Source organism: Nocardia altamirensis NBRC 108246 (genome assembly GCF_001612685.1).
Taxonomy (GTDB): domain Bacteria; phylum Actinomycetota; class Actinomycetes; order Mycobacteriales; family Mycobacteriaceae; genus Nocardia; species Nocardia altamirensis.
Window position 1 is genome coordinate 23,129 of record NZ_BDAY01000007.1, and the last position, 22,229, is coordinate 45,357.

The following is a 22,229-nucleotide window of genomic DNA, read 5'->3' on the forward strand; positions in this document are numbered from 1 at the left end:
GATTAGTGCAGGACGTAGTGCACATTTGCACGCCTAGACTGTCGAACCATGAACGCCGACAATCTGCGCTTCTTCCTCCAGGTGGCCCGCAGTGGCAGGCTCAACGAGGCCGCCAGGACGCTGGAGGTCGACCACACGACGGTCGGGCGCCGGATCACCGCATTGGAGCGAGAACTCGGCCATCGCCTGTTCGACCGCGCACCCAGCGGCTGGCGTCTCACCGAAGCGGGCGAAGGCCTGGTGCCGAGGGCCGAGGCAGTCGAGTCGGCCGTCATCGCCGCGTACGAGTCGCGGGCGTCCACGCTCGGCCCGCTGACCGGCACTGTTCGCCTGGTGACCCCGGACGGCTTCGGCGCCTTCCTCGTTGCGCCGCGTCTTGTCGAACTCCGGCGCAAGCATCCACAGCTCGATGTCGAGCTCGTCACCGCCACCGAGCACGGTTCGCTGGCCGCCCGCCACTTCGATATTGCGGTCACCCTCGAACGGCCCGCACCACGCTCGGTCCGGTATCGCGTGCTGGCCACCTACGACCTGCGCCTGTACACCACCGACGACTACCTGGCCGGCGCACCGCCGTTGCGCACCCTCCCTGACCTGCGTGACCACACCCTGATCTGGTACGTCGACGCCCTACTCACCGTCGCTCCGCTACGACTCGCCAGCTCGCTGCCGCCTGAGCAGAAGGTCGCGATTCAAACCAACAACATCACCGGACACTGGCTCGCCGCACGGAGCGGGCTCGGCATCGCGCCGCTGCCCGCCTACCTCGGCGAAACCGATGCTTCCCTGAAAACCGTACTCACGGACCAGTTCTCAGCGCGCGGGACCTACTGGCTCGTGGTTCCTCGTGACCTCGAACGGCTCAGGCGCGTTGTCGTCGTCGAGGAATTCCTGCGCGATATCGTCACGGCGAACCCGTATCTGACCGACGATCCAGCTCCGTGGAACTAGCTGTCGGTCGTGGTGACGGCTTCAGGTGCGTCGCTGGCCGACGACCGCTCCGGTGTGATGGTCGGCGGCGTCCGTTCGGGGGTGATGGTCGGCGGCGTCGAGATCGAGGACCGGATCCGGACCGTACTGGGCCCGCTCGGCGACGGCCGCCGGTCCGATGCCGCGAACAGGTGCTGTTCGAGGAGGTCCGCGCCGTACAGCGGGCCACCGGCCGTGGCGAAGCCGGTCGCGACCCTGGCCGCGCCCGCTCGGCAGGCACGCGCCTGTTCGATCGCGGTCCTGAGCCGGTCCGGTGACAGCTTCTTCTTCGACACTCGGGTACCGGCCTCGCTCGTCACGACCCGGCGCGCCACCTCGGACTGATCGCGACCGAAGGGCACCACGCACACTGGGACACCGGCGGCCAGCGCCTTCTGGGTGATGCCCATGCCGCCGTGCGAGACGACGACCGCGGTCCGGGGCAGCAGAAGATGGTGCGGCAGAAACGATTCGACGCGCGCGTTGGGCGGGATGGTGAAGGTCGACGGATCGATCGCGCCTGCGGTGACCACCGTGTAGAAGTCGCTGTCCGCGAGTGCGTCCATCGCCGCCTGAGCCAGCAGTCCATCGTCCTGGAACTCGGTCGAACAGGTGACCAGCGCCAGCGGGCGATCGATCTCGTCGAGCCATGCCGGTGGCTCGGCGTCGGGGGCCCACAGCCCGGGTCCGATCTGCCGCACCGAGGCAGGCCAGTCGCGGCGGATGTCGTCGAACGGGGGCGAGGTGAAGTTGAGCAGGAGCGGCGGGTCGAGCATGTAGTCGAGCGTGTGCTCGAGGGTGGGGAGTCCCTGCTGCTGTCGCATCCGATTGAACTGGGGCAGTGGGTCATCCCAGTAGTGAGCGATCAGTCGTTGCAGGATCGAGTCCCGGATCCGGCCGAGCGGTCCTGACTTCGGGTTCAGGCCGGGACCGAACGGCGGGACGCCTCGCGACGGGATCGGCAACAGCATGGGCGCCCACGACGCCCATGGCAGACCGCCGGCGGCGGCGTAGGTCTGGCCGCCGAGTGTGGTGATATCGACGAGCAGCGCATCGGGGCGTTCCGCCGCGACGGCGTTGCTCAATGCCGCTATTTCCTCGGGAATGCGAGCGACGAGCGCGCGAGACGCTGCGCGCAGGGCCTCGACCGAGGATCGCGCGCCACTGTCCCCGAGGGTGTCCTCCGCCAAGGCGGGAGGCAAGTCCCGAATGGTGATGCCGAGCGGGATCAACGCACGCCCGGAGCCGGGCAAGGTCATTACTGTGACCTCGTGGCCACGCTTTACCAGTTCAACCAAAACGGGGGCAATCGGATACAGGTGGCCTGCCGCGGGTGAGGTGAAGGTAAAGATTTTCGCCATGGCCAAGGCTAACTCTCGGATAATCAATTGTGCGGATTTCGGATGATAATGTCATCGCCGAAATGGCTGGTCGGTCGATTCGGACACGCCTCCATTTCACACGGGCATTATTGCGGTCACATCTCCTCCATATTTGCTTTCGGTCGTCGGATTCGATAATCCCCGGCGCGGCCGGGCCGAGCGAAAAGGATGGAACACGATGAAGATCCTGCGCGTATGCCTCGGTCTGGCAACGGCTTTCGCGCTGGCCGCGGTGGTGGCGCCGGTCGCGACAGCCGCAGAGCCCGGCGTGCGATATGTGGCCTTCGGCGACAGCATGACGGCGGCGCCCTACGCGGGCGGCGGTGGTCCACTCGGCCTGCCGACCTTTCAGCAACAGCCCAAGACGGTGCCGACGCCGAACCCCGAGATCTGCGCCCGCAGCAATTACGGATGGCCGTCCATCATGGCGGCCGCGTGGGGACTCGGCGACCCGCAGACCGGCGATTGGGCCGATTATGCGTGCCAGGGGGCGACAGTCGACTTCGACCAGTTCAACAATCTGCGCACCCAGATCGATCAGGCCGCCTTCGACGGAATGCTCGGGCCCAACACCAAATTGGTCACCATTCAGATTTCCGCCAACGATATCTGGCACTCCGGCCAGGGCGCGACCTATGCCCAGACGATGGCGACCTGCCTCACGGATATCATCCGTGGCTGCGACTTTCGCACCGATCCGGGATACCTCGATGCCACCGCGATAACCGCCGAGAATCTTGCCTTTCGGATGACCAACGGCGCCAGGGGCGACATCATCGGCGCCCTGCGCGCGGTCGCACCGAAGGCGCAGATCAGGTTCATCAACTACGAGGACCCGCTGCCGCCGGCCGGCGTGCCGTTCGTGTGCTTCTCGTTCCTCGGCATTCACTCCCCGTGGCCGCAATGGCGTAACGCCTACGCACATCTGCTGACCGACAATCTGGGCAACGCCATCGAGGGGGCGGCCGCGAAGCTCGGCGTCGGCTTCTGGTCACTGAAGCCCCTCGGGATCGGTCACGATCTGTGCTCGCCGCAAACCCATTGGACGGGCCTGGCCGATATCGGCCAGCCGTACTACCCCTTCCACCCAACCGTCGAAGGCCATGCCGCGCAGGGCTATTTCCTGAACGGCATCCGGCTTGCCGAAGGCATCAACTGATCGCTGAGCGGGTGGCTGCCGCGACTACGACGGCGGCTCGGCGGTGGACTCTCGAACTCGAAGGTCCACCGCCACGGTCACATTCGAAGACTTGGGCGGGTGATTGTCGAGGGTGTCGATGAGCAGCGTCGCCGCGTGTTCGCCGATGTCGCGACGGTTCACGCCGATGGTGGTGAGCGGCGGGCACAGGGACGCGGAGGTGGGGAGGTCGTCGTGTCCGATGATCGAGACGTCGTGGGGGACACGGAGTCCGCACTCGGCGGCGGCCAGGTAGACGGCGTGCGCGATGTAGTCACTGTTGGCGATGAACGCGGTCGGGCGCTGGTCTGCCTGACCATGGAGTTCGCGGGCGATCGCGGCCTGTGCAGCGGTGGCGGAGAGCTCGGTGGTGACCGCGATGGCGGTGAATCCCATACTGGCGCCGAGTGTTTCGAAGCGTTCCCAGCGTTCGGGGTCGGGGGACTTGTCCGGCGGGGCCACCACCATCGCTAATCGGCGATGGCCGAGGCCGACAAGATGGTGCACGGCCAGGTCGACCGCGGTGCGATGGTCCGACTGCACGCTCATCGTGCCGGGGCCCGTCGTGTGGCTTGCCGCGTTGAGCAGCACGACGGGTCTGTTGGTCGCGGTGTGCCAGGCGTGCACATGGTTGCTCGCGCCGATCGGTGCGATGGCGAGCCCGTCCACCGCCCGATTCTGAAATGCCTCCAGCAGCTCCTGTTCCCGATCGGGTTCGTAGCGGGACGACCCGACCATCACGTCGTAACCCGCTCTGGCGCAGGTCTCGTCGAACCCGTCGATCACGTCGAGGAAGTGCGGGTTGCGCAGGTTGCGGATGAGCAGGCCGAGCACTTTCGACCGCCGGGTGCGTAGCGCGACCGCGGTGGCATTGGGCTTGTAGCCGAGCTCGGCGGCTCGGGTGAGGACCTGTTCGCGCAGGCGCTCGCTCACGCCGGCGCGGCCTGCGAGCGCGAGGCTGACCGCCGAGATGGACACCCCGAGCGATTGGGCGAGGTCTCGCTGCGTGATCGGTTCCTTGCCAGTAGCCACAAGCCACACCCTAGCGAACAGAAGCTGAACCAAGATGACCGCTCACTGAACACTCGACCATCTCGGTGAGATGACCATGACTCTGCGCCTCTACCAGTGCTAAAACGTTTGAGTTGTTGCTGCTCTGCCAGGAAGGACCATCGTGTCTCGCGATGCCTTTACCGTCCTCGACTCGACGAAACTGACCCCGTTCCACCGCAAGGTGACGATCCTCTCCGCCGCCGGGATGTTCCTCGACGGCTACGACATCACGGTGATCGCGGTGGCACTGCCCGCCGTCACCAAACAGTGGCACCTGTCCGCGCTGATGGTCGGCGCGCTGACCGCATCGGCCGTCATCGGAATGTTCCTGGGCGCCTTGGTGTTCGGTCGGCTCACCGATCGCCTCGGCCGCAAGAAGATGTACCTGTTCAACCTGATCGGCTTCGTCGTGTTCGCGCTGCTCGCCGCGTGTGCGCAGGACGCATGGCAGCTTTTGATCTGTCGGTTCCTGCTCGGTCTCGCGCTCGGCGCGGACTACACGATTTCCACCTCGCTGCTCGCCGAGTACGCGCCTGCCAAGCGGCGCGGCAGTCTGATGTGCAGGCTGGGGGCCACCTGGTTCGTCGGCGCGGCCTGCACCTACGCGTTCGCGCTGCTGCTGCTTCCGCTCGGCGACATCGCCTGGCGGGTGATGCTGGTGCTCGGCGCGGTGTTCGCCGTGATCGTGCTGTGGATGCGGCGCAGCATCCCGGAGTCGCCGCGCTGGCTGGCGGCCCAGGGCCATCAGCAGGAAGCCGACGCGGTGCTGACCGAACTCGGTGAGGGCGAGGTCAGGCCCAGTGTCGGTGTGGCACAGGCGCAGACGTCGCCGTGGCGCACGATGTTCACCTTCCCACTGCTGCGCATGGTGTTGTTCTGCTGCGGCTTCTGGTTCTGCTACACGCTGGCCTACTACGGCATCACGCTGTACACGCCAACGATTCTCAAGCAGGTCACCTCCAGCCAGGCAGGCATCTACACCGGATCGCTCATCATCGCGCTCCTCGGCGTCACCGGAGCGGTCGTCGGCGTGAACCTGGTCGATCGGATCGGCCGCAGGCCGCTGCTGATCGTCGGATTCGCGGGCATGCTCACCGCGCTCGCCATCCTGGCGCTGTTGCGCAATCCCGGTCTCGCCGTTGTCGTTGCGCTGCTGAGCATTGCGGTGCTGTTCGCCAACTCCGGGCCGGGCATCGTGAACCTGGTCTACCCGAGCGAGGTCTTCCCGACCTCGGTCCGCGCCACCGCCAACGGGCTCGGCACCGCGGTTTCTCGCATCGGCGCGATCATCGGTACCCTGCTGCTGCCCACCCTCATCAAAGCCTGGGGACTGCACAACGTGTTGTGGATCTTCGTCGCCGCCGGTGCGACCGGCCTCCTCATCGCGTACACGCTTGCGCCGGAAACCAAGGGCAAGACCCTCGAGGAGCTGACCGAGCGTCCGCTGAATGCCAAGGGCACCACCGAGAATGCCGAAGCGGCGGTGGGCTGACCTCCATGTCCACCCTCGACCACACCATTGCGCCCGGCGAAACGATCGGCACCGGTAGCAGTACCGACTATCGGGCATTGACCGACGGCGCAGGCGAACCCCATTGCCTGCGTACCGAACTCGCGGACCATGCCGAGCCGGTGACCGGAAAGTCCGTGCTGCGCTTCGTGCACCTCACGGATTTCCAGCTCGCCGATCCGTTTTCGCCGGGCCGCCTCGATTTCCTGCAACGCCTCGCCGGGCGGCCGGGCTGGGACGCGATGTTCCCGGCCTACCGCCCGCAGGAGGTGGTTGCGCTCCAGGCCTTCGAGGCGGTGGTCAGGACGATCGGCGAACTCGGCTCCGCGCGTGCCGAGTTCGTCATCACCACCGGAGACAACACGGACAACGCGCAGCTCAACGAGTTGCACGCGTTCCTGGCGCTGATGGACGGCGGCACCGAGCTCGATCCGGTCTACGGTGCCACCGACCTGCGAACACACCCGTCGCACACGGTGTCCGGGGATTTCTACAACCCCGCGCCTGCCTCGCGGGACCGCTACAAGCGCGACCACGGGTTCCCGGATGTCCCAGGAGTCCTTGCGGCGGCGGCACATCCGTTCGTCACCCAGGGTGTCGGCGTACCGTGGCTTGCTTGCTTCGGCAATCATGATTGCCTGGCGCAGGGCCGGGCGCCGGTGACCGAGGCGTTCCAGCGTCTGGTCACCGGCGGCAGGCGGCCGGTCGGGGTGGCCGGGGAACTTCCGGACGACCCGATGGACCGCTACCTCGCCGATCCCACGGTGTTGTCGAATGGTCCGGCGGTGTCGATCGCACCGAACGCGGATCGTCGCCTGGTCAGCCCCGCCGAGTACATCCAGGCGCATCTGGACAGCCAGGCGCATCCGCCCGGTCACGGGTTCACCGAGCAGAACCTCGCCGACGGCACGGCCTACTACTGCTACGACGAGATCCCCGGTGTCCGGGTGATCGTCTTGGACACCACCAATCCCGCGGGCCATGTCACTGGCAGTATCGGTCCGCGGCAACGGGATTGGCTGATCGATCGGCTCGCCGAGGTGCACTCCGCGCATCTCGACGCGGACGGCGCCGAGGTCAGGACCGGCAACCCCGATCGGGTCGTCCTGCTCGCCTCGCATCACGGCCTGACCATGCTCGACAACACGGTCGAAGGCCCGCAGGCCGACCTGCCGCGCTACCTCGCCGACGACATCGAGGCGGTGCTGCACCGGTTCGGCAATGTGGTGCTGTGGATCGCGGGCCACGAGCATCGCAATACGGTGACGCCGCACCACGGCGCGAGCGGCGGCTTCTGGCACATCATCACCTCGGGCCTGTGCGAGTGGCCGTGCCAGGTTCGCCACCTGGAACTGCTACTGCCCGAACCGGATTCGGCCGACGCGGTGCTGATCATCCGATCAACGATGATCGACCATGCCGCGCCGGTGCGACCGGGCACCGCGCTCGACCTGTGGGACCTGGCCAGCCTGCACCGGGAACTCGCCGCGAACGAGCCGAGCCGGGTCGGCGGCCCGCACTCCGCGGGCACCGCCGCCGATCGCAATGTCGAGCTGGTCGTCCCGATCAGCCAGGCGCTCGCCGCGGTACTGCGGGCCGAATAGCGCCGCGGCACACCGGAAGCTGCGTGGCCATGGCTGGGAAGGGGCACGCAGCCGGTCGGCCCGAACGGTGTCACACTTTGCGCGCCTGTTTCGTCGTTCTATCGATACATCAATAGAGCGGCCGCACGCATCGCTCGAGTACCGGTAGGGGTCCTCCGATGAACGCTTCCTCGCACGGCGCCTCTCGCCCGAACACCGCGGCCGGTCGAGAGGGTGGCAGAGCGGCGACGGCGGTCCTGGGGTTGCTGTCGTTCGCCATGCTGATCGTTTCTCTCGACCAGTACATTGTCGTCGTCGCCTTGCCCGATATCGGCAGGGAGCTCGGCTATTCCGCGCAGACGTTGCAGTCGGTGATCAGTGCCTACGCGGTGGCCTCGAGCGGCTTTCTGCTGTTCGGCGGGCGCGCCGCGGATCTGCTCGGCAGGCGTCGGGTCCTTGCGACGGGGCTGGCCCTCTACGCGCTGTCCTCGCTGGCAGGCGGACTCGCCACCGGTCCGGGGGTTCAGCTGACCGCGCGTTTTGTCCAGGGCATCGGTGGCGCCCTGGTCTTTCCTGGCACCTTGGCGTTGATCAATACCCTCTTCGCCGAGGGACCGGCCCGGAATCGCGCGCTCGGGGTTTGGGGCGGTTCCGGCGCCGCGGGGCTGGTCATCGGAGTGTTGCTCGGCGGGATACTCACGCACGCGTTCGGCTGGGAAGCCGTGTTCTACGTGAACGTGCCGCTCGCCGGCGCCGCCTTTGTCCTCACCTTCGTCCTGATCGATGCCGATCAACCCCGCGACGGGGCTCGCTTGTTCGATCTTCCCGGCGTGCTGTCCGCGGCAGGCACCGTGACATTGCTTGTCTTCGTGCTGGTTCAGGGCCCGAGTCTCGGCTGGACCTCGCCGTGGATCATCGGTGCGATCGTTTTGTGGCTGCCTTTGCCGGTGACCTTCGTGATCGTCGAACGGCGCAGCCGCGATCCCCTCGTGCCCGTCGACCTGGTTCGCAACAAGAGTCTGTTGGTCGCCACCGCGACCGCGTTCATGTTCGCGGCCACCTTCGGGTCGCTGCTCTACTTTCTGTCCATCTATTTCCAGGAGGTCCGTGGTTACGACGCACTGGAAACCGGTCTGGCATTTCTGCTTCCGACCGCGATGGTCGTCACCGGGTCGACCTCGGCTGGACGGATCGTGACCCGAATCGGCTTGCGCCGCACCCTTTTTGCCGCCCTCGCTATCGGTGCAGTCGGGGCGCTCGCGCTCGGCCTCGCGATGACATCGGACGCCTCGTACGCGTCACTCGTGCCAGGACTCATCGCGATGAGCCTCGGCGACGGCATCGTATTCACGGCGATGTTCATCGCGGCCGCCGCCGGAGTCTCCGGCAGCGAGCAAGGCGTCGCCTCCGCCATCGCCTCCACCGGCTCCGGTATCGGCGCCGTGATCGGGCTCGCCGTCCTCGTTCTCATCGCGAATTCCGGTGTCGAAGGCGCCACGCACGCACAAACCCAAGTCGCCACCGCGACAGGTATCAGAACCGCCGTCTTCGTGATCGCAGGCGGCATCGCGCTCACCCTCGCCATCGTGCAGCAATTGCGGATCGCACCGGACCGTGCCGGACCCGCTGCCAAGGGCACAGCCGCGAACCGGATTTAGCCATTCACCACCGCTCCGGCGAGAACGGCTGAGTTACTCGAGCATTGGGGATGGGGTCGAGCTCAATACTCGATGCTGCGGCTGATGCCGGATGCCGCGACTTGGAGTGCGGCGATGAGCCGGGCGCGATCGCGGTGCAGGCTCGCGACGACGATGCCGACGGACGCTATGACGGTCTTGTCGCGGTCGCGGATCGGGACGGCGACAGAGCAGGCGCCGAGACCCATTTCTTCGGCGGTCTGGGCGTAGCCCTCGACGCGGACACGGTGGAGTTCCTCCATGAGCCGGCCGGGCTGGGTGATCGTGTACGGGGTGATGCGGGTGAGGTTGCCGAGTACTTCGGCCTGGACGTCCTCGGGTGCGTGGGCAAGCAAGACCTTGCCGACACCGGTGGCGTGCAACGGTAATCGGCTGCCCATGTTGCTGAGGATCTGCACGGACGCGCGGCCGGACATCCGGTCCAGGTACAGCACCTGGGTCCCGTCGCGCACGGCCAGATGCACCGTGGCGAGCGTCGCCGCGTAGACGTCCTGGAGGAACGGCGCGGCAACCAACCGCAGATCGGTGTGGACGGGGGCGAGCAGCCCGAGATCCCACACCCGGCGCCCGATCTCGTACTCCCCGTCGGCACGCCGAGCGAGCGCACCCCACGCGACCAGTTCACCGACGAGCCGATGGGTCGTCGGCAGCGTCAGTCCCGCGCGGCGGGACAGATCGCTGAGGGTCAAGCGTTTGTGCTCTGTGTCGAACGCGCCGAGTAGGGCGAGCAGCCGCGACGCGACGCTCACCCCGGCGCTTGCGGCATTTCCGGCCACGGCACACCTCTTTTGAACAAGCGTTTGACAGCCAACCTTGTGCAACCACACAATAGCCGCGCAATCATACGAACTTGTGTTCGGATAGCGAACAATAGCGAAGTGTTGAGGCTCCAATGTTTTCGTATAGCCGTCCCGCAATCACCAAAGCTGTCGCAACAATCGCCGCGGTGCTCGCGGCACATATGGGTGTCGTCGCACTGGCGCCGAGCGCGAGTTCGCAGCCGTCCTCCGCCAATGAAGTCCAGCGCGGGATCGTCTACACCGGCCAGGGCCGGTCGCCGATGAAGCTGGACCTGTACTTGCCGAAGGGCAACGATGGGGCGCTGCGCCCGCTCGTGATCTACATCCACGGCGGCGGGTTCACCAGCGGTGACCGTACCAATTTCGGTGCGCCGCTGCCGTGGGGAACCGTCGAGGCCAACGCGAACGAACTGAACGCTCGCGGCTACGCGGTGGCCAGCATCGACTACGGATTGGCCCCGGCGAATCAATGGCCTGCCCCGCTGTTCAACGTCAAGGCGGCGGTCCGCTGGCTGCGCGCGAATGCGGCGAACTATCGAATCGATCAGGATCGGTTTGCGGCGTGGGGGGATTCGGCGGGCGGCTACTTCGCCACCATGCTCGGCGTCACCGGCGGTGTTGCCGAACTCGAAGGTCAGGACGGCACCCCCGGTGTGTCGAGCCGTGTGCAGGCGGTCGCCGACTGGTTCGGGCCGAGCGACTTCGTGACCATGCAGGAGCAGACCGTGATCGGCCTGCCGCACGACGTGGGGTCACCGGAACACATGTACCTCGGTTGCGCACCGTCGGCCTGCCCGGACGTCGCGCGGACCGCGAGCCCGGTCACCTATGTCGACCGCAACGACGCGCCCGTGCTGATCCAGCACGGCGCACTCGACCACATCGTCCCGATCGGCCAGAGCATCGAGTTGGACGGTGTGCTCACCAAAGCCGGTGTGCAGCACCAGTTCCACACCTATCGGGGCGCCGATCACGAATTCGCAGGCTTCGTCGACGTGCGCGCGGTCAAGCAGACGTTCTACGAGTTCCTCGACAGCACACTGCGCCGCCGGTAATCATCTCGCGGCAACACCGGCTGCTGCTTCCCTGAAAGATTCGGAGTTTTGAGCGTGACGAACGCGCCGTCGTCGGATTACGTCCAGTCCATGGCCCGCGGGTTGGCTGTCATCAAGGCCTTCGACGTCTCGCATCAACGGCAGACGCTCAGCGATGTCGCGCGGCGGACCGACCTGACCAGGGCGACCGCGCGGCGATTCCTGCTGACGCTCGTCGAGCTCGGCTACGTGCGCACCGACGGCTCGCTGTTCTGGCTCAGTCCGCGGGTGCTCGACCTCGGCTACAGCTATCTGTCCAGCATGTCGCTGCCCGAGCTGGCCGAACCGCATCTGGATGTGTTGTCCAAGCAGGTGTCCGAGTCCTCGTCGGTGTCGGTGCTCGACGGGGACGACATCGTCTACGTCGCGCGGGTCGCGGTCAGCCGGATCATGACGGTCTCGATCACCATCGGCACGAGGTTTCCCGCCGCCGCCACCTCGATGGGCCGGGTGCTGCTCGCCGGGCTGCCCGACGCGGACCTCGACGATTTCCTGCGCCGGGTGCAACTGCCGCGGCTGACCAGCCGGTCGATTCACACGCCGGATGCGCTGCGCACCGAGCTCGATCGGGTGCGGCGGGAAGGTTGCTGTGTGGTTGACCAGGAGTTGGAGGCAGGCTTGCGATCGATGGCTGCCCCGATTCGCGACCGTGCCGGTGCTGTCGTCGCGGCGGTCAATATTTCGACGCAGGCCGCCCGCTATTCCCTGGAAGAGGTCTGGGACCAGCTGGTTCCCGCTGTCCGGGCGGCCGCGGCGGCGATTTCGCATGATCTCGCACGCACTGAACGTCGCCGCAGCCATGCTGGATAGCTATGGGTTTTCACTCAGTGGAAGCACCTGGTAGCGCTTGAAGCGTACATCCCGCTATCTGTTACCAATGGGCACGGATACTGGGGATGGCGCTGTCGCCAGGGTTTTCCCGGATGCGCCCGCTCGACGGCATGTCCCCGCGCGTTCGGGATCCGTCGCAAGCCAGCCGAACGACGCGGCGGGCCCCGAACCAAGGGACTTCGCCACCAGGTTGACCGAACTGTTCGCGGCGGCCGGTTCGCCGCCGACGACCTCGGTCGCGCACGCGGCCAACGCTCGGGTTCGCGAGGGCACGCCTCAGCTCACCGAACAGCGGATCAGCGACTGGCGGGGCGGCAGGTGCACCCCGATGACCTTCGTCGCGGTGCTACCGGTGCTGGAGATGCTGATGGCGCGGGCCAAGGGCCGCATGCTCAGCGGCCACCGGGTCGACACCACCTTGCTGGACACGCGGCACTGGCACGAACTCTGGCGGGCCGCCATGGTCGAGACGGGCAGCATCGACACCGAACGCGAACCGTATCGCGGGCTGTGGCCGTACCGAGTCGAGGACAGCGACCTGTTCTTCGGCCGCAACCGTGCGAAACATCAACTGCACACGTTGATTTCGCGCGTCGAGTCGAGCAATACGATCAATCTGGCATTGCTGGTCGGCCCGACGGGTGTCGGCAAATCGTCCTTGCTCGCGGCCGGGTTGCAAGGGGCGCCCGGTCCGCGCATCCCGATAGTCATGACGCCGGGCCACGACCCGATCGCGACGCTGGAGTCCAAACTCGACGGCCTACCGCCCGGTCGCCGCCTGCTGCTCGTCGATCAGGGCGAGGAACTGTTCAGCCAGTGTTCCGACGAGACCCAACGTCACGGCTTTTTGATCGAGCTCGCGGCGCTCGCCGCACCGGGCGCCTCGTCGCCGACCACGGTGGTGTTCGCGATCGATACCGCGCACCTGCCGGAGTTGTCGCGCTATCCGGTGCTGATGGCGGCGCTGCGCGACCGATCGATGATGCTCGATCCGATGACGCAGGACGAACTGCGCGACGTGATCGTCCAGCCCGCGGCCGTCGTCGGTGTGCGGGTCGACCACAGCCTGGTCGAGGTGCTGCTGCAGGACCTGGCCGCCGTCGATGTCCACAGCCCGGTGCGGTTGCCGCTGCTGTCCTTTGTGCTCACCACGACCTGGGCGAACCGCCGGGGTAAGACGTTGGCGCTCGCGGCCTATCGGGAAGCGGGCGGCATGGAGGGCGCCTGTGCGTACGGCGGTGAAGTGTTCTGGTCGCGGCTCGACGCCAGGCAGCAGGCGGCGGCACGACATCTGCTGCTCGCGTTGACGATCACCGGGCCGACGGCGGTGCTGCGCAATCGCATGCCGATCGAGGTGCTGCTCGCCGAGTCGCCGGACCCGGAAGCGACCAGGGCGGTGCTCGCCAGGTTGACGAAACTGCGGATGATCGTGCAGCGCAACGACGACATCGAGCTGGCGCACGACCAGCTGCTGTCCGGCTGGCCGAGATTGGCCGAATGGCTGTCGGAGGAAAAGGAATTCGCACCGGCCAGGCAGCGGATCGAAGCCGACGCGCGGGAATGGGCGGCCCAGGATCGCCCGGAAGCGTTGCTGTACGCCAAGACTCGGCTGGCGGACGCGGTCGAGTGGATGGCGCGCACGCAGTCGTCGAACCGGCTGGCCAAGGAATTCGTCGCCGTGTCGATGGAAAAGGGACGCAGGCGCGCGGTGCGCAGGCGGTGGATCCTGGCCGGGGTCGCCACCCTCGTCGTGGTGGCACTCGGCTCGGCCGCCGCGGTGGTCGCGCAGCGTGCGAGCATCGCGCAGCAGCGAAAAGACGTGTGGCTCGGTGCGATCGTCGCCGAGTCGGAGCGGCTCGAGACCATCGATCCCGGGCTGTCCGCCGAACTCGCGCTGGCCGCGTACCGCATCAACCCGGACGATCCCGGCGCCCGTGCCCGCCTGCTCGCCGCGCAAGTGACCCCGCTCGATGTCACGTCCGCGGCGGCGCACGAGGGCCCGGTGCGCAAGCTCGCGTTCAGCCCGAACCGAAACCTGCTGGCCAGCGCGGGCAGTGACGGCATGGTCAGGCTGTGGGACATGGCGGATCCACGGGCGATCACGCCGGTGGCGGCCGGCCTCGGCGGTCATCGCGGCGACGTCCAATCGGTGGTGTTCGCGCCCGACGGCAACACGTTGGCCAGTGCGGGCGATGACGGCACCCTGCGGATTTGGGACGTCGCGAACCGGGCCGCACCGGACGAGCTCGGGTCGTTCGATACCGGAACACCAGCCACCGCCGTCGTTTACCTGCCCGAGGGACACGTCGTTGTCGTCGCGGGCACCGACGGCACGCTGTCCTTGGTGAATGTGGATGTGCCGCAGGCGATGCATCGAGTGACACCGCCGATCCCCGCCACCGACAAGGCGATCAGAGCGATCGCGATCGCGCCGGACCGGCCGGTGCTCGCCAGCGCGGCCGACGACGGCACGGTGCGCTTGTGGAGCGTGCGCGAGACCGGCCTGACGCCGATCGGCCCACCGCTGGACGGCGAAGGCGGAAGGCAGACAGTCGAATTCGGACCGAACGACCTGCTCGCGACCGGCAGCGCGGATGGCGTGCTGCAGGTATGGGACGTCAGGGATCCGGCCCATCCGCACCGCATCGATGCGGAGCAGGCGCGTCGCGTTCCGGTCGCCGGGATGGCGTTCGCCGCGGACGGGCAGGTGCTGCTCGCGGCCGACGCCGACGGCACCGCCCGCGTCTGGAATATGCGGCACCGGGATCGAATCACGCCTACCGGCTGGGAGATTCACGGCGCGAGCGGCTCGATCCAGTCCATTCTCGTGGTCTCGGAGACGCAGGTGGTCACCGCAGGCACCGACGGCAGGATCCGCGCATGGCGGGCCCCGCAGGTGCAACTTCCGCTGCTCTTCGACGGCTCGCTCAGCTCGGTCGGCTTCGGCGGTGCGGGCAACCTGGTCGTCAGCGGACTCCGCGACGGCGCGGTCGGTGTCTGGGATGCGTCGTCCCCTCGCTTGGGCCGGGCGCTGAGTGAAATCGACGCGGGCACACCGGGCAGGCACGGCACCCAGGTGGCGCTGCGCTCCGACGACAAGCTGCTGGCGACGGTGGGCAGCGGCGACGTGCGGCTGTGGAACCTGGCCGATCCGGCCAAGCCGGTGCCGATCGGCCAGCTGCCCGGCGCGGGTGTCACTGCGCCACTCGCGTTCACTTCGCGCGGCGATCGGCTGCTCACCGGGGTCGGCGGCCGGTCGCTGCAGATGTGGGACGTGTCCGACCCCTCGGGTGCGCGTCCGCTCGGCAAGGTGCTGCCCGGCTACGACAGGGAGATCACCGTCGCGGCGTTGTCGCCGGGCGGCTCCCGGGTCGCGGCCGCGAACGACAATCGGCGAATCGACCTGTGGGACATCGCGAATTCCGATGAGCCGGTGTCCATCGCACTCGACTCGCACGGATCGAACCTGCGCACCCTGGTGTTCAGCCCGGACGGTACCCGGCTGTTCGGCGGCGACGACACCGGCATGATCCGCTCCTGGGACGTCACCGATCCGCGCCGCGTCCGCGAACTCGGCGCCGTACGCGGGCACACCGCGACGGTGCGGACGCTGGCCATCGACAAGTCGGGCAGGCGGCTGGCCTCCGGCGGCGACGACCGCACGGCCCGGCTGTGGAACATCGACGACGTCGCCGCCATCACCCCGCTCAGCACGCCGATCAATGTCGACCTCGGCTGGACGTGGTTCCTGCGGTTCGATCCACGCGACGAATCCCGGCTGCTCGGTATCGGCGACAAGACCTCGGCCGAGCTGTATGTCGAGCCGGACCAGGTGGCGACGTACCTCTGCGCATCCTCGGCGCCGCGGATCGACGACACGATGTGGCGCGAGCTGTTCCCTTCGGTGCCCTACACCCCGCCGTGCTCTTGATCGCTCGGGCGCAGTAGCCACCCCTGCAGCGCCTCGGTGACTTCGGCGGGGCGTTCCTCGGTGACAAAGTGGTTGCCGCCGTCGATGCGGACCAGGGTGGCATACGGGATGCGCTTGGCGAGCTCTTCGGCTGTGCGCCAAGGGATTGCGGGATCGCGGTCACCCCAGATCACCGTGGTCGGGCAGTGGATCGCCGCGAGCCCGGCGGCCAACTCGGGGCGTACTCGAACCTGATAGCCCGCGAAGAAGTGCGCATACCAGCGGCGGCCTGCCGCGGTGTCCAGAACGGCGAGGTAGCGCCCCAGCTGCTCGGTGTCGAAGGACCCGTTGCGGACGTACGGTGCGAGCCCGGCGCGATGCACCCTCCGGATCGCGGGCGAGGTGACGATCCGGCGCAGCAGCGGTCGCCGCGCCAAGCCCGTGAGCAACCCGAACAGCAGATAGAAGGGCCCGGTGAACGTGCCGTGCGCGCGGGAATTCATGATCGCGAAGCGACGAACCCGCTCAGGATGCCGCTCGACGAAACCCAGCCCGAGAAACCCGCCGTAGTCGTGACAGGCCAGGTCGACTCGATCGAGTCCGAGTGCGTCCAGCACGCGGCCGATCCGCGCGACCCCGCTGTCGTAGTCGCAGCTCAACGCGGTGTCGCGGGCCGAGTCGCCCCAGCCGAACCAGTCAGGCGCGATCACCCGCCGCGACCGCGACAGCGGCCCGATCTGGTGCCGCCAGGTCGCATGACTTTCCGGCCAGCCGTGCAGCAGCACCAGCGGATCGCCGTGTCCCACATCGACATAGCGCAGCAGGACGCCGTCGACCTCGATCTGCCTCAGTTCGAAGGTCGGCACCTGCGCGAGTGTGTCGGGCTTCATCCCGGTCCCCTTTCCGTTGTCTGTATCGTCGCGGACATGGGGCGGCCAGCACTTCCGGAAACGTGCGCTGACGCGACCGCGGTCGCGGTGGCGCCCGCGCGGCTGTGGCTGCGACTCGGCCACGCGGTGTACGTCGGACCCGGCATGGCGCTCGGCGCGCATTCGAGCGCGATCGCCTGCCTCGGTGTCGGGCTCGACGACACCTTCCGGGTGCGGGTCGCCGACACACCCGATATCACCGCACGCAGCTTCTTGTTCCGGGCCCGCGTCACCCACCACATCCTCGACACCGACGTCCGCAAGCTGTTCTGCTACTTCGATCCGACCTCGACCGCCATGGCCCGCGCCCTCGGCGGCATGCGCCGCACGGTGCACGGTTTCGCCGTCGATCACCGCAACGAGGCCGAACTCATCGCGCTGTGCGCCGAACCGGACCCCGATATCGAGAAATTCCTGGAGCTGGCCAGCATCCCGGCGCCGACCATCCGTGATCCGCGCATCGCCGCGGTCGCGGCCGCCATCCGCGACGACCCGACCCAGCAGCAGCGGGCCGCCGAAAAGGCCGCCGCCGCAGGGTTGTCCACGTCCTACTTCCTGCGTACCTTCGCCGAGCAGGCGGGGACCAGCTTCCGTCGCTACGTGCAGTGGGTTCGAATGTTGCACGTGGCCAAGGCGTATGCCGCTGGGTACGACCTCACCAGGGCGGCCACCGACGCGGGCTTCGCATCCCCCTCGCACTTCAGCGACACCTTCCGTGCGATGTTCGGCCTCACCCCGACCGCCTTCGTCGGCATTCGCGGCGAACTGCACATCCTGGATTGACTCGCCATTCTCAATCTGGCAGTCGCAACCGAACATTCGGTGGACCGATACGGAATGATGTTGTGTCGTGGTGGATTACATGCCGATCTTCGACCGGGTCCGTGGCTGTCTGCTTGGTGGGGCGGTGGGTGATGCGCTCGGCTGGCCGATCGAATTCCTCCGGCTCGAGCAGATACGGCAGCGGTACGGCCCCGACGGGGTGACGGGCTTCCTGCCACAGCATGCGGTCGGTGCGCCGCAACAGATCACCGACGACACTCAGCTGACACTGTTCACCGCGGAAGGACTGCTGCGCTGCCCGCCGGACGCCGACCCGCTGCCCGCGCTGCGCCGGGCGTACCTGCGCTGGCTGGAGACTCAGCGCCAGAAGAAGCCCGCGCGCGACGTCGACGGCTGGCTGGCCGGCCTACCGTTCCTGTATGCGGTGCGTGCGCCGGGCAACGCGTGCATGTCCGGGTTGAATCAGCAGGCCCGCGGCTACGTCGCCCCGACCTCGTTGGATGCGGCCGGGCCGGTGAATCCTGGGTCGAAAGGGTGTGGCACGGTGATGCGTTCCGCGCCGTTCGGGCTGGCAGGCATGGGTCCCGAGCGCGCGTTCACCACGGCCGCGCTTGCCGCGCAGTTGACGCACGGGCACAGCACCGGATACCTGGCTGCGGGTGCGTTCGCGGCACTGATCGACCGGGTGCTCGACGGGGTCGAATTGCCCACGGCGGTGCAGCAGACCATCGGCCAGCTCGCGCAGTACCCGGCGGGTGCGGAAACCGCGGCGGCACTGAATCGCGCCGTCGAGCTGTCCGCGCAGCCTGCCGCCGCCGAGCAGGTCGAGCAGGTCGGGCTCGGGTGGATCGCGGAGGAGTGCCTGGCCATCGCGGTGTACAGCGCCTTGCACGCGGTCGAGTCCGGTGATGTGCGGGCGGCGCTGCTGCTGTCGGTGAATCACTCCGGCGATTCCGATTCCACGGGGGCGGTGGCGGGCAACCTGATCGGCGCCATCCATGGTGTTTCGGGATTGCCGATGGAATGGGTCGCCGAGGTCGAGGGCCGCGATGTGCTGGTCCAGGTCGCCGATGACCTCGTGATGAGCTCGCGGCTCGGCGACCGGTCGGCGCTCGCTGCCCGCTACCCGGTCGATCAGGCGTTGTAACCGGCGCTGTTCGCGTGCCATACGCAACGTGATGGCATTCAAATTGCAAGTGGCGCAACATTTATTGCACTGCTTGCGAACACGTGTGACTTGGGTCATCCTTTCCCGATCGCAGAGAGATCACTGCGGACGGAAGGAGAAGCTGGTGCGCGAAGGTGAGCTCGGACGGCGGCGCATGCTCGGATTGCTCGGCGGCGCGGCCGGGGTCGCGATGGCGGGCAGCATGGTGCGACCCGCGATGGCGGGCGCGGCGCCGGGGGAGCGGGCGTTCGTCGGCTGCTATACCTCCAGCGGTGCAGGCGGATCCGGCATCGGGGTGGTCGGCGTCGAGGCGGCCACCGGCCGGCTGGCCGTGGAAAGCATTGTGGGCACAGCAGATCCGTCCTACCTGGCGCTCTCGCCCGACGGTCGCTTCCTGTACGCGGTGAACGAGGGCTCCGGCGCGGGCACCGTCACCGCGATCGACTTGCGTGGCCAGCCCGCCGTGCTGAATACCGTTGCGGTGCAAGGTGATGGACCAACCCACCTGTGTGTCACCCCGGACGGCCGCTACGTGCTGACCGCGAACTACACCTCGGGCAGCGTCAGCGTGCTTGCGGTCGACGGCGGCAGGCTCGGCGCGGTGACCGATGTCGTCCACCATTCCGGCGCCGGACCGGATCCCGAGCGGCAGTCCGAACCGCATGCGCACCAGGTGCTGATCGATCCCTCCGGCGGCTGGGTGCTCGCGGTCGACCTCGGCGTCGATTCGGTCTACGTCTACCGGTTGACCGACGGCAAACTGAACCAGCACGCGCAGGTCGCGATGACACCGGGCAGCGGACCGCGGCACCTGGTCTACCACCCCGACGGCCGCCGGGTCTTCGTCGCCAATGAGCTGAATTCCACCGTCACAGTGTGTGATTGGCGCGCAGATCGGGGCGAACTACGTCCTGGCGTTTCGATTCCGGCCGATCAACTCACCGGCGGTGAACGCAACTATCCCTCAGCGCCGGTGGTGTCGCGGGACGGTCGATTCCTCTACCTCGCCAACCGCGGCCACGACAATGTCGCGACCTTCGCGGTGGCTGGCGATTTCCTGGTGCCGCTCGGCACTACGCCGTGCGGCGGCAAGTTCCCCCGTGATCTGCGGCTGAGCCCGGACGGTCGACGGCTGTATGCGGCCAACCAGAAGTCGAACTCGGTGACCTGCCTGGCCATCGACCCGGCGACCGGGCTGCCCGCCGGACCATCGACCGCGCTCGAGACCGCGGCGGCCACCTGCGTGCTGTTCGGTTAGGCCTGCCCGGTGTGCAATTCGGGCCAGAGCACCTGGTCGGGCAGGCAGAGGCTGGCTGATCGGGTGGTCGGCACCGGTCCGGTGCCCGGGTCGAAGGCCCACTGGGAGATCGGTCCCGCCGCCTTCCACCGCAGTGCGCCGGTCGCATCGGCGACCACCTCGTACACCGCCTCGCTGCCACCGACAAGCTGGGTGCCGACGCAGTAGTCGTTGTACTCCGTGCCTGGCTGCTGTGCGCCGAGACTGAACGCGCCTGCGGGTCGGGTGGCAGCGCCGGGATTGGCGACAGTGCTCGGGGTGTTGGCGGCAACGCCGAGGACCCATTGCGGGGTGCCCCGACCGCCGATCGTGCAGGTGAAGACTCGTCCGCCCGCGACGACGGTCGTCCCTTGCGCATGCGGAGCGCCTGCCCAGAGGCAGTCGGTGCTCGGCTCGGCGGTCGCCTGGCCGGTGGACACTGCGAGCAGGCCGAGCGTGGCGGCTGCGGCGATCGAAAGTGTCACTCCACGAAGCAATTTCGGCGTGCGTGCGGTGACGGGAGCGGGGGAGGTGGTTTCGGCGTTGAGCATGGTTCCGACGATAGAAATCGGTTGTCCCACACGGCATCCCGCTGCAGCACTAATTGCCGGTCATACCGCGGATGTAGGGGTGAACCCGGATTGCGAGATGCGGGATAATCCTGATCCCCGGCAGAAGAATTCAATGTAGCGCGGCCACAGTGGCGTTCGCAAGATCCCTCTCACGGGTGCAAGAGTGGTGGTCGCGGCCAATGCTCTGGACCAGTCTCTAGCTATGTTCGATCACGCTTCGATTGGGGAGGGCGTAACGGCGACGAGGATCTCGAGGGTCCCGGCTCTGGTTATCGCGCGGAGCTGGATTGTATCGGTTCAAAGCTGAGTAGACGCCACCTCGCGGGCACTGATGTCGAGTAGCCGCGGCGCGGCGCCTTCGTCGACTGGAGAGAACAGATAATGGCTCTTGATAATCGTGTCGATGTGACGTATTCGCGAGGGGATCACGAGGTATCGCGTGCGCACGAATGGCTTTCCCGGATGTCGTCGATTCCGGTGGAGCGCGTCGCGGTTGCCTTGATCGCGCCGGGCTATTCGCCACGAATCAGTACCAAGGACGAGCACGTCCGATTGCTCACCGAGGCGCCGACGCCGCTGCCCGCAATCATCGTGCACCGCACCACAATGCAGGTCGTCGACGGCGCGCACCGGCTGGCGGCGGCGGTGGCGCTCGGGCACGAGACGATCGAGGTCAGATACTTCGACGGCAGCGAAGAAGACGCGTTCGTGCTCGCCGTGCAGGCGAACGTCGCACACGGCCTGCCGCTGTCGCTGGCCGAGCGCAAGGCGGCGGCCCGGCGGCTGGTTGCTTCGCATCCGCAGTGGTCGGACCGGCTGATCGCGGGCATCACCGGGCTGTCGCACAAGACCGTCGGCGCCGAGCGGCGTCGTTCAGCCGGGGAAAGTTCCCAGGTGAACACCCGGGTCGGCCGGGACGGGAAGGTCTATCGGCGCGAGGTTTCCGAGGGGCGTGGCATCGCCGCGGAGATGATCAAGAGCAGGCCGGACGCGTCGCTGCGGGAGATCTCGAAGCAGGCGGGCATCTCGCTGGGGACGGCAAAAGACGTGCGCGATCGCCTTTCTCGGGCCGAGGCGCCCGACTCCCGATGTCAGCAGGCGGGGAAGCCTGCCTCCTTCACCCCGATCCGGCACGTGCCGGATGACGCCGAGGACGCCGCGGCCGTGCTCGGCGGCGGCGCGACGGCAAAGATCGGCGAGCTCGGCGAGCTGACCGACCGTGTCGGACGGTCGACCGCTGCTCCGGTACAGGAACTGATTCTGCGCAGCCTGCGCAACGATCCCGCGCTGCGCTTCAACGACAAGGGCAGGACGCTGCTGCGTCAGCTGGCCTCCTCGATCATGGATATCCGGACCTGGGGTCAGCTGACCACCGAAGCTCCCGGCCATTGCGTCGATACGCTCGCCAGGCTCGCCCGCGCCAACGCCAGGTCATGGCACGAGCTCGCCGACAAGCTGGAGAGCCAGCCCGTGCCGAGCGAGAACGCGGAGTAAG

Annotated in this window: 17 protein-coding genes; 12 read left to right on the plus strand and 5 right to left on the minus strand. The window is 67.5% G+C overall.

What is annotated here, in order from left to right:
• The first annotated feature begins 48 nt into the window (after positions 1-48).
• On the plus strand, positions 49-951 hold the full coding sequence (locus NA11_RS03625) for a LysR family transcriptional regulator (RefSeq protein ID WP_069160288.1): 903 nt from the start codon (positions 49-51) through the stop codon (positions 949-951).
• On the opposite strand, the gene NA11_RS03630 is transcribed toward NA11_RS03625, so the two are convergent.
• Complete coding sequence (locus NA11_RS03630; RefSeq protein ID WP_069160289.1) at positions 948-2,228, minus strand: nucleotide disphospho-sugar-binding domain-containing protein; 1,281 nt, start codon at positions 2,226-2,228, stop codon at positions 948-950. The genes NA11_RS03625 and NA11_RS03630 overlap by 4 nt on opposite strands.
• Before the next feature lie 301 nt (positions 2,229-2,529).
• Here NA11_RS03630 and NA11_RS03635 point away from each other — a divergent pair, with 301 nt between their 5' ends.
• Entirely contained in the window at positions 2,530-3,510 is a 981-nt protein-coding gene (locus NA11_RS03635; RefSeq protein ID WP_069160290.1) for an SGNH/GDSL hydrolase family protein, read from the plus strand.
• 24 nt (positions 3,511-3,534) lie between these two features.
• On the opposite strand, the gene NA11_RS03640 is transcribed toward NA11_RS03635, so the two are convergent.
• Positions 3,535-4,560, minus strand: coding sequence for a LacI family DNA-binding transcriptional regulator (locus NA11_RS03640; protein ID WP_069160291.1), 1,026 nt, complete (start codon positions 4,558-4,560; stop codon positions 3,535-3,537).
• A 142-nt stretch (positions 4,561-4,702) separates the two neighbouring features.
• Here NA11_RS03640 and NA11_RS03645 point away from each other — a divergent pair, with 142 nt between their 5' ends.
• The 3 genes from NA11_RS03645 to NA11_RS03655 all read left to right on the plus strand — a co-directional run bounded on the left by NA11_RS03645 (position 4,703) and on the right by NA11_RS03655 (position 9,332).
• Entirely contained in the window at positions 4,703-6,073 is a 1,371-nt protein-coding gene (locus NA11_RS03645) for an MFS transporter (protein WP_069160292.1), read from the plus strand.
• A 5-nt stretch (positions 6,074-6,078) separates the two neighbouring features.
• Positions 6,079-7,695, plus strand: a complete 1,617-nt coding sequence (locus tag NA11_RS03650) for a metallophosphoesterase family protein (RefSeq protein WP_069160293.1) — start codon at positions 6,079-6,081, stop codon at positions 7,693-7,695.
• Between the two features lie 158 nt (positions 7,696-7,853).
• Positions 7,854-9,332 (plus strand): MFS transporter, encoded by a 1,479-nt coding sequence (locus tag NA11_RS03655; protein WP_084654051.1) that lies wholly within the window; start codon positions 7,854-7,856, stop codon positions 9,330-9,332.
• Positions 9,333-9,394: 62 nt separating this feature from the next.
• Here the strand turns inward: NA11_RS03655 and NA11_RS03660 are convergent, their stop codons facing one another.
• Complete coding sequence (locus NA11_RS03660; RefSeq protein ID WP_069160294.1) at positions 9,395-10,147, minus strand: IclR family transcriptional regulator; 753 nt, start codon at positions 10,145-10,147, stop codon at positions 9,395-9,397.
• Positions 10,148-10,317: 170 nt separating this feature from the next.
• Here NA11_RS03660 and NA11_RS03665 point away from each other — a divergent pair, with 170 nt between their 5' ends.
• The 3 genes from NA11_RS03665 to NA11_RS03675 all read left to right on the plus strand — a co-directional run bounded on the left by NA11_RS03665 (position 10,318) and on the right by NA11_RS03675 (position 16,027).
• Complete coding sequence (locus NA11_RS03665) at positions 10,318-11,226, plus strand: alpha/beta hydrolase (RefSeq protein WP_167837555.1); 909 nt, start codon at positions 10,318-10,320, stop codon at positions 11,224-11,226.
• Positions 11,227-11,274: 48 nt separating this feature from the next.
• Positions 11,275-12,075, plus strand: a complete 801-nt coding sequence (locus tag NA11_RS03670; RefSeq protein WP_084654053.1) for an IclR family transcriptional regulator domain-containing protein — start codon at positions 11,275-11,277, stop codon at positions 12,073-12,075.
• Positions 12,076-12,142: 67 nt separating this feature from the next.
• Complete coding sequence (locus tag NA11_RS03675; RefSeq protein WP_084654055.1) at positions 12,143-16,027, plus strand: nSTAND1 domain-containing NTPase; 3,885 nt, start codon at positions 12,143-12,145, stop codon at positions 16,025-16,027.
• Here the strand turns inward: NA11_RS03675 and NA11_RS03680 are convergent.
• Positions 16,006-16,896, minus strand: coding sequence for an alpha/beta fold hydrolase (locus NA11_RS03680; protein WP_069160297.1), 891 nt, complete (start codon positions 16,894-16,896; stop codon positions 16,006-16,008). The genes NA11_RS03675 and NA11_RS03680 overlap by 22 nt on opposite strands.
• A gap of 36 nt (positions 16,897-16,932) precedes the next feature.
• Here NA11_RS03680 and NA11_RS03685 point away from each other — a divergent pair, with 36 nt between their 5' ends.
• The 3 genes from NA11_RS03685 (at position 16,933) to NA11_RS03695 (ending at position 20,144) form a co-directional block, all read left to right on the plus strand.
• Entirely contained in the window at positions 16,933-17,718 is a 786-nt protein-coding gene (locus tag NA11_RS03685; protein WP_084654056.1) for a helix-turn-helix domain-containing protein, read from the plus strand.
• A gap of 67 nt (positions 17,719-17,785) precedes the next feature.
• Complete coding sequence (locus NA11_RS03690) at positions 17,786-18,865, plus strand: ADP-ribosylglycohydrolase family protein (protein ID WP_069160298.1); 1,080 nt, start codon at positions 17,786-17,788, stop codon at positions 18,863-18,865.
• A 145-nt stretch (positions 18,866-19,010) separates the two neighbouring features.
• On the plus strand, positions 19,011-20,144 hold the full coding sequence (locus NA11_RS03695) for a lactonase family protein (RefSeq protein ID WP_218023235.1): 1,134 nt from the start codon (positions 19,011-19,013) through the stop codon (positions 20,142-20,144).
• On the opposite strand, the gene NA11_RS03700 is transcribed toward NA11_RS03695, so the two are convergent.
• Entirely contained in the window at positions 20,141-20,713 is a 573-nt protein-coding gene (locus NA11_RS03700; RefSeq protein WP_069160299.1) for a hypothetical protein, read from the minus strand. The two genes, NA11_RS03695 and NA11_RS03700, sit on opposite strands and share 4 nt — an antisense overlap.
• A 426-nt stretch (positions 20,714-21,139) precedes the next feature.
• On the opposite strand from NA11_RS03700, the gene NA11_RS03705 reads away from it, so the two are divergent.
• A complete protein-coding gene (locus NA11_RS03705) occupies positions 21,140-22,228 on the plus strand; it encodes a ParB/RepB/Spo0J family partition protein (RefSeq protein WP_167837556.1) in 1,089 nt (362 codons plus the stop codon).
• The last annotated feature ends 1 nt before the right edge of the window (position 22,229 follow it).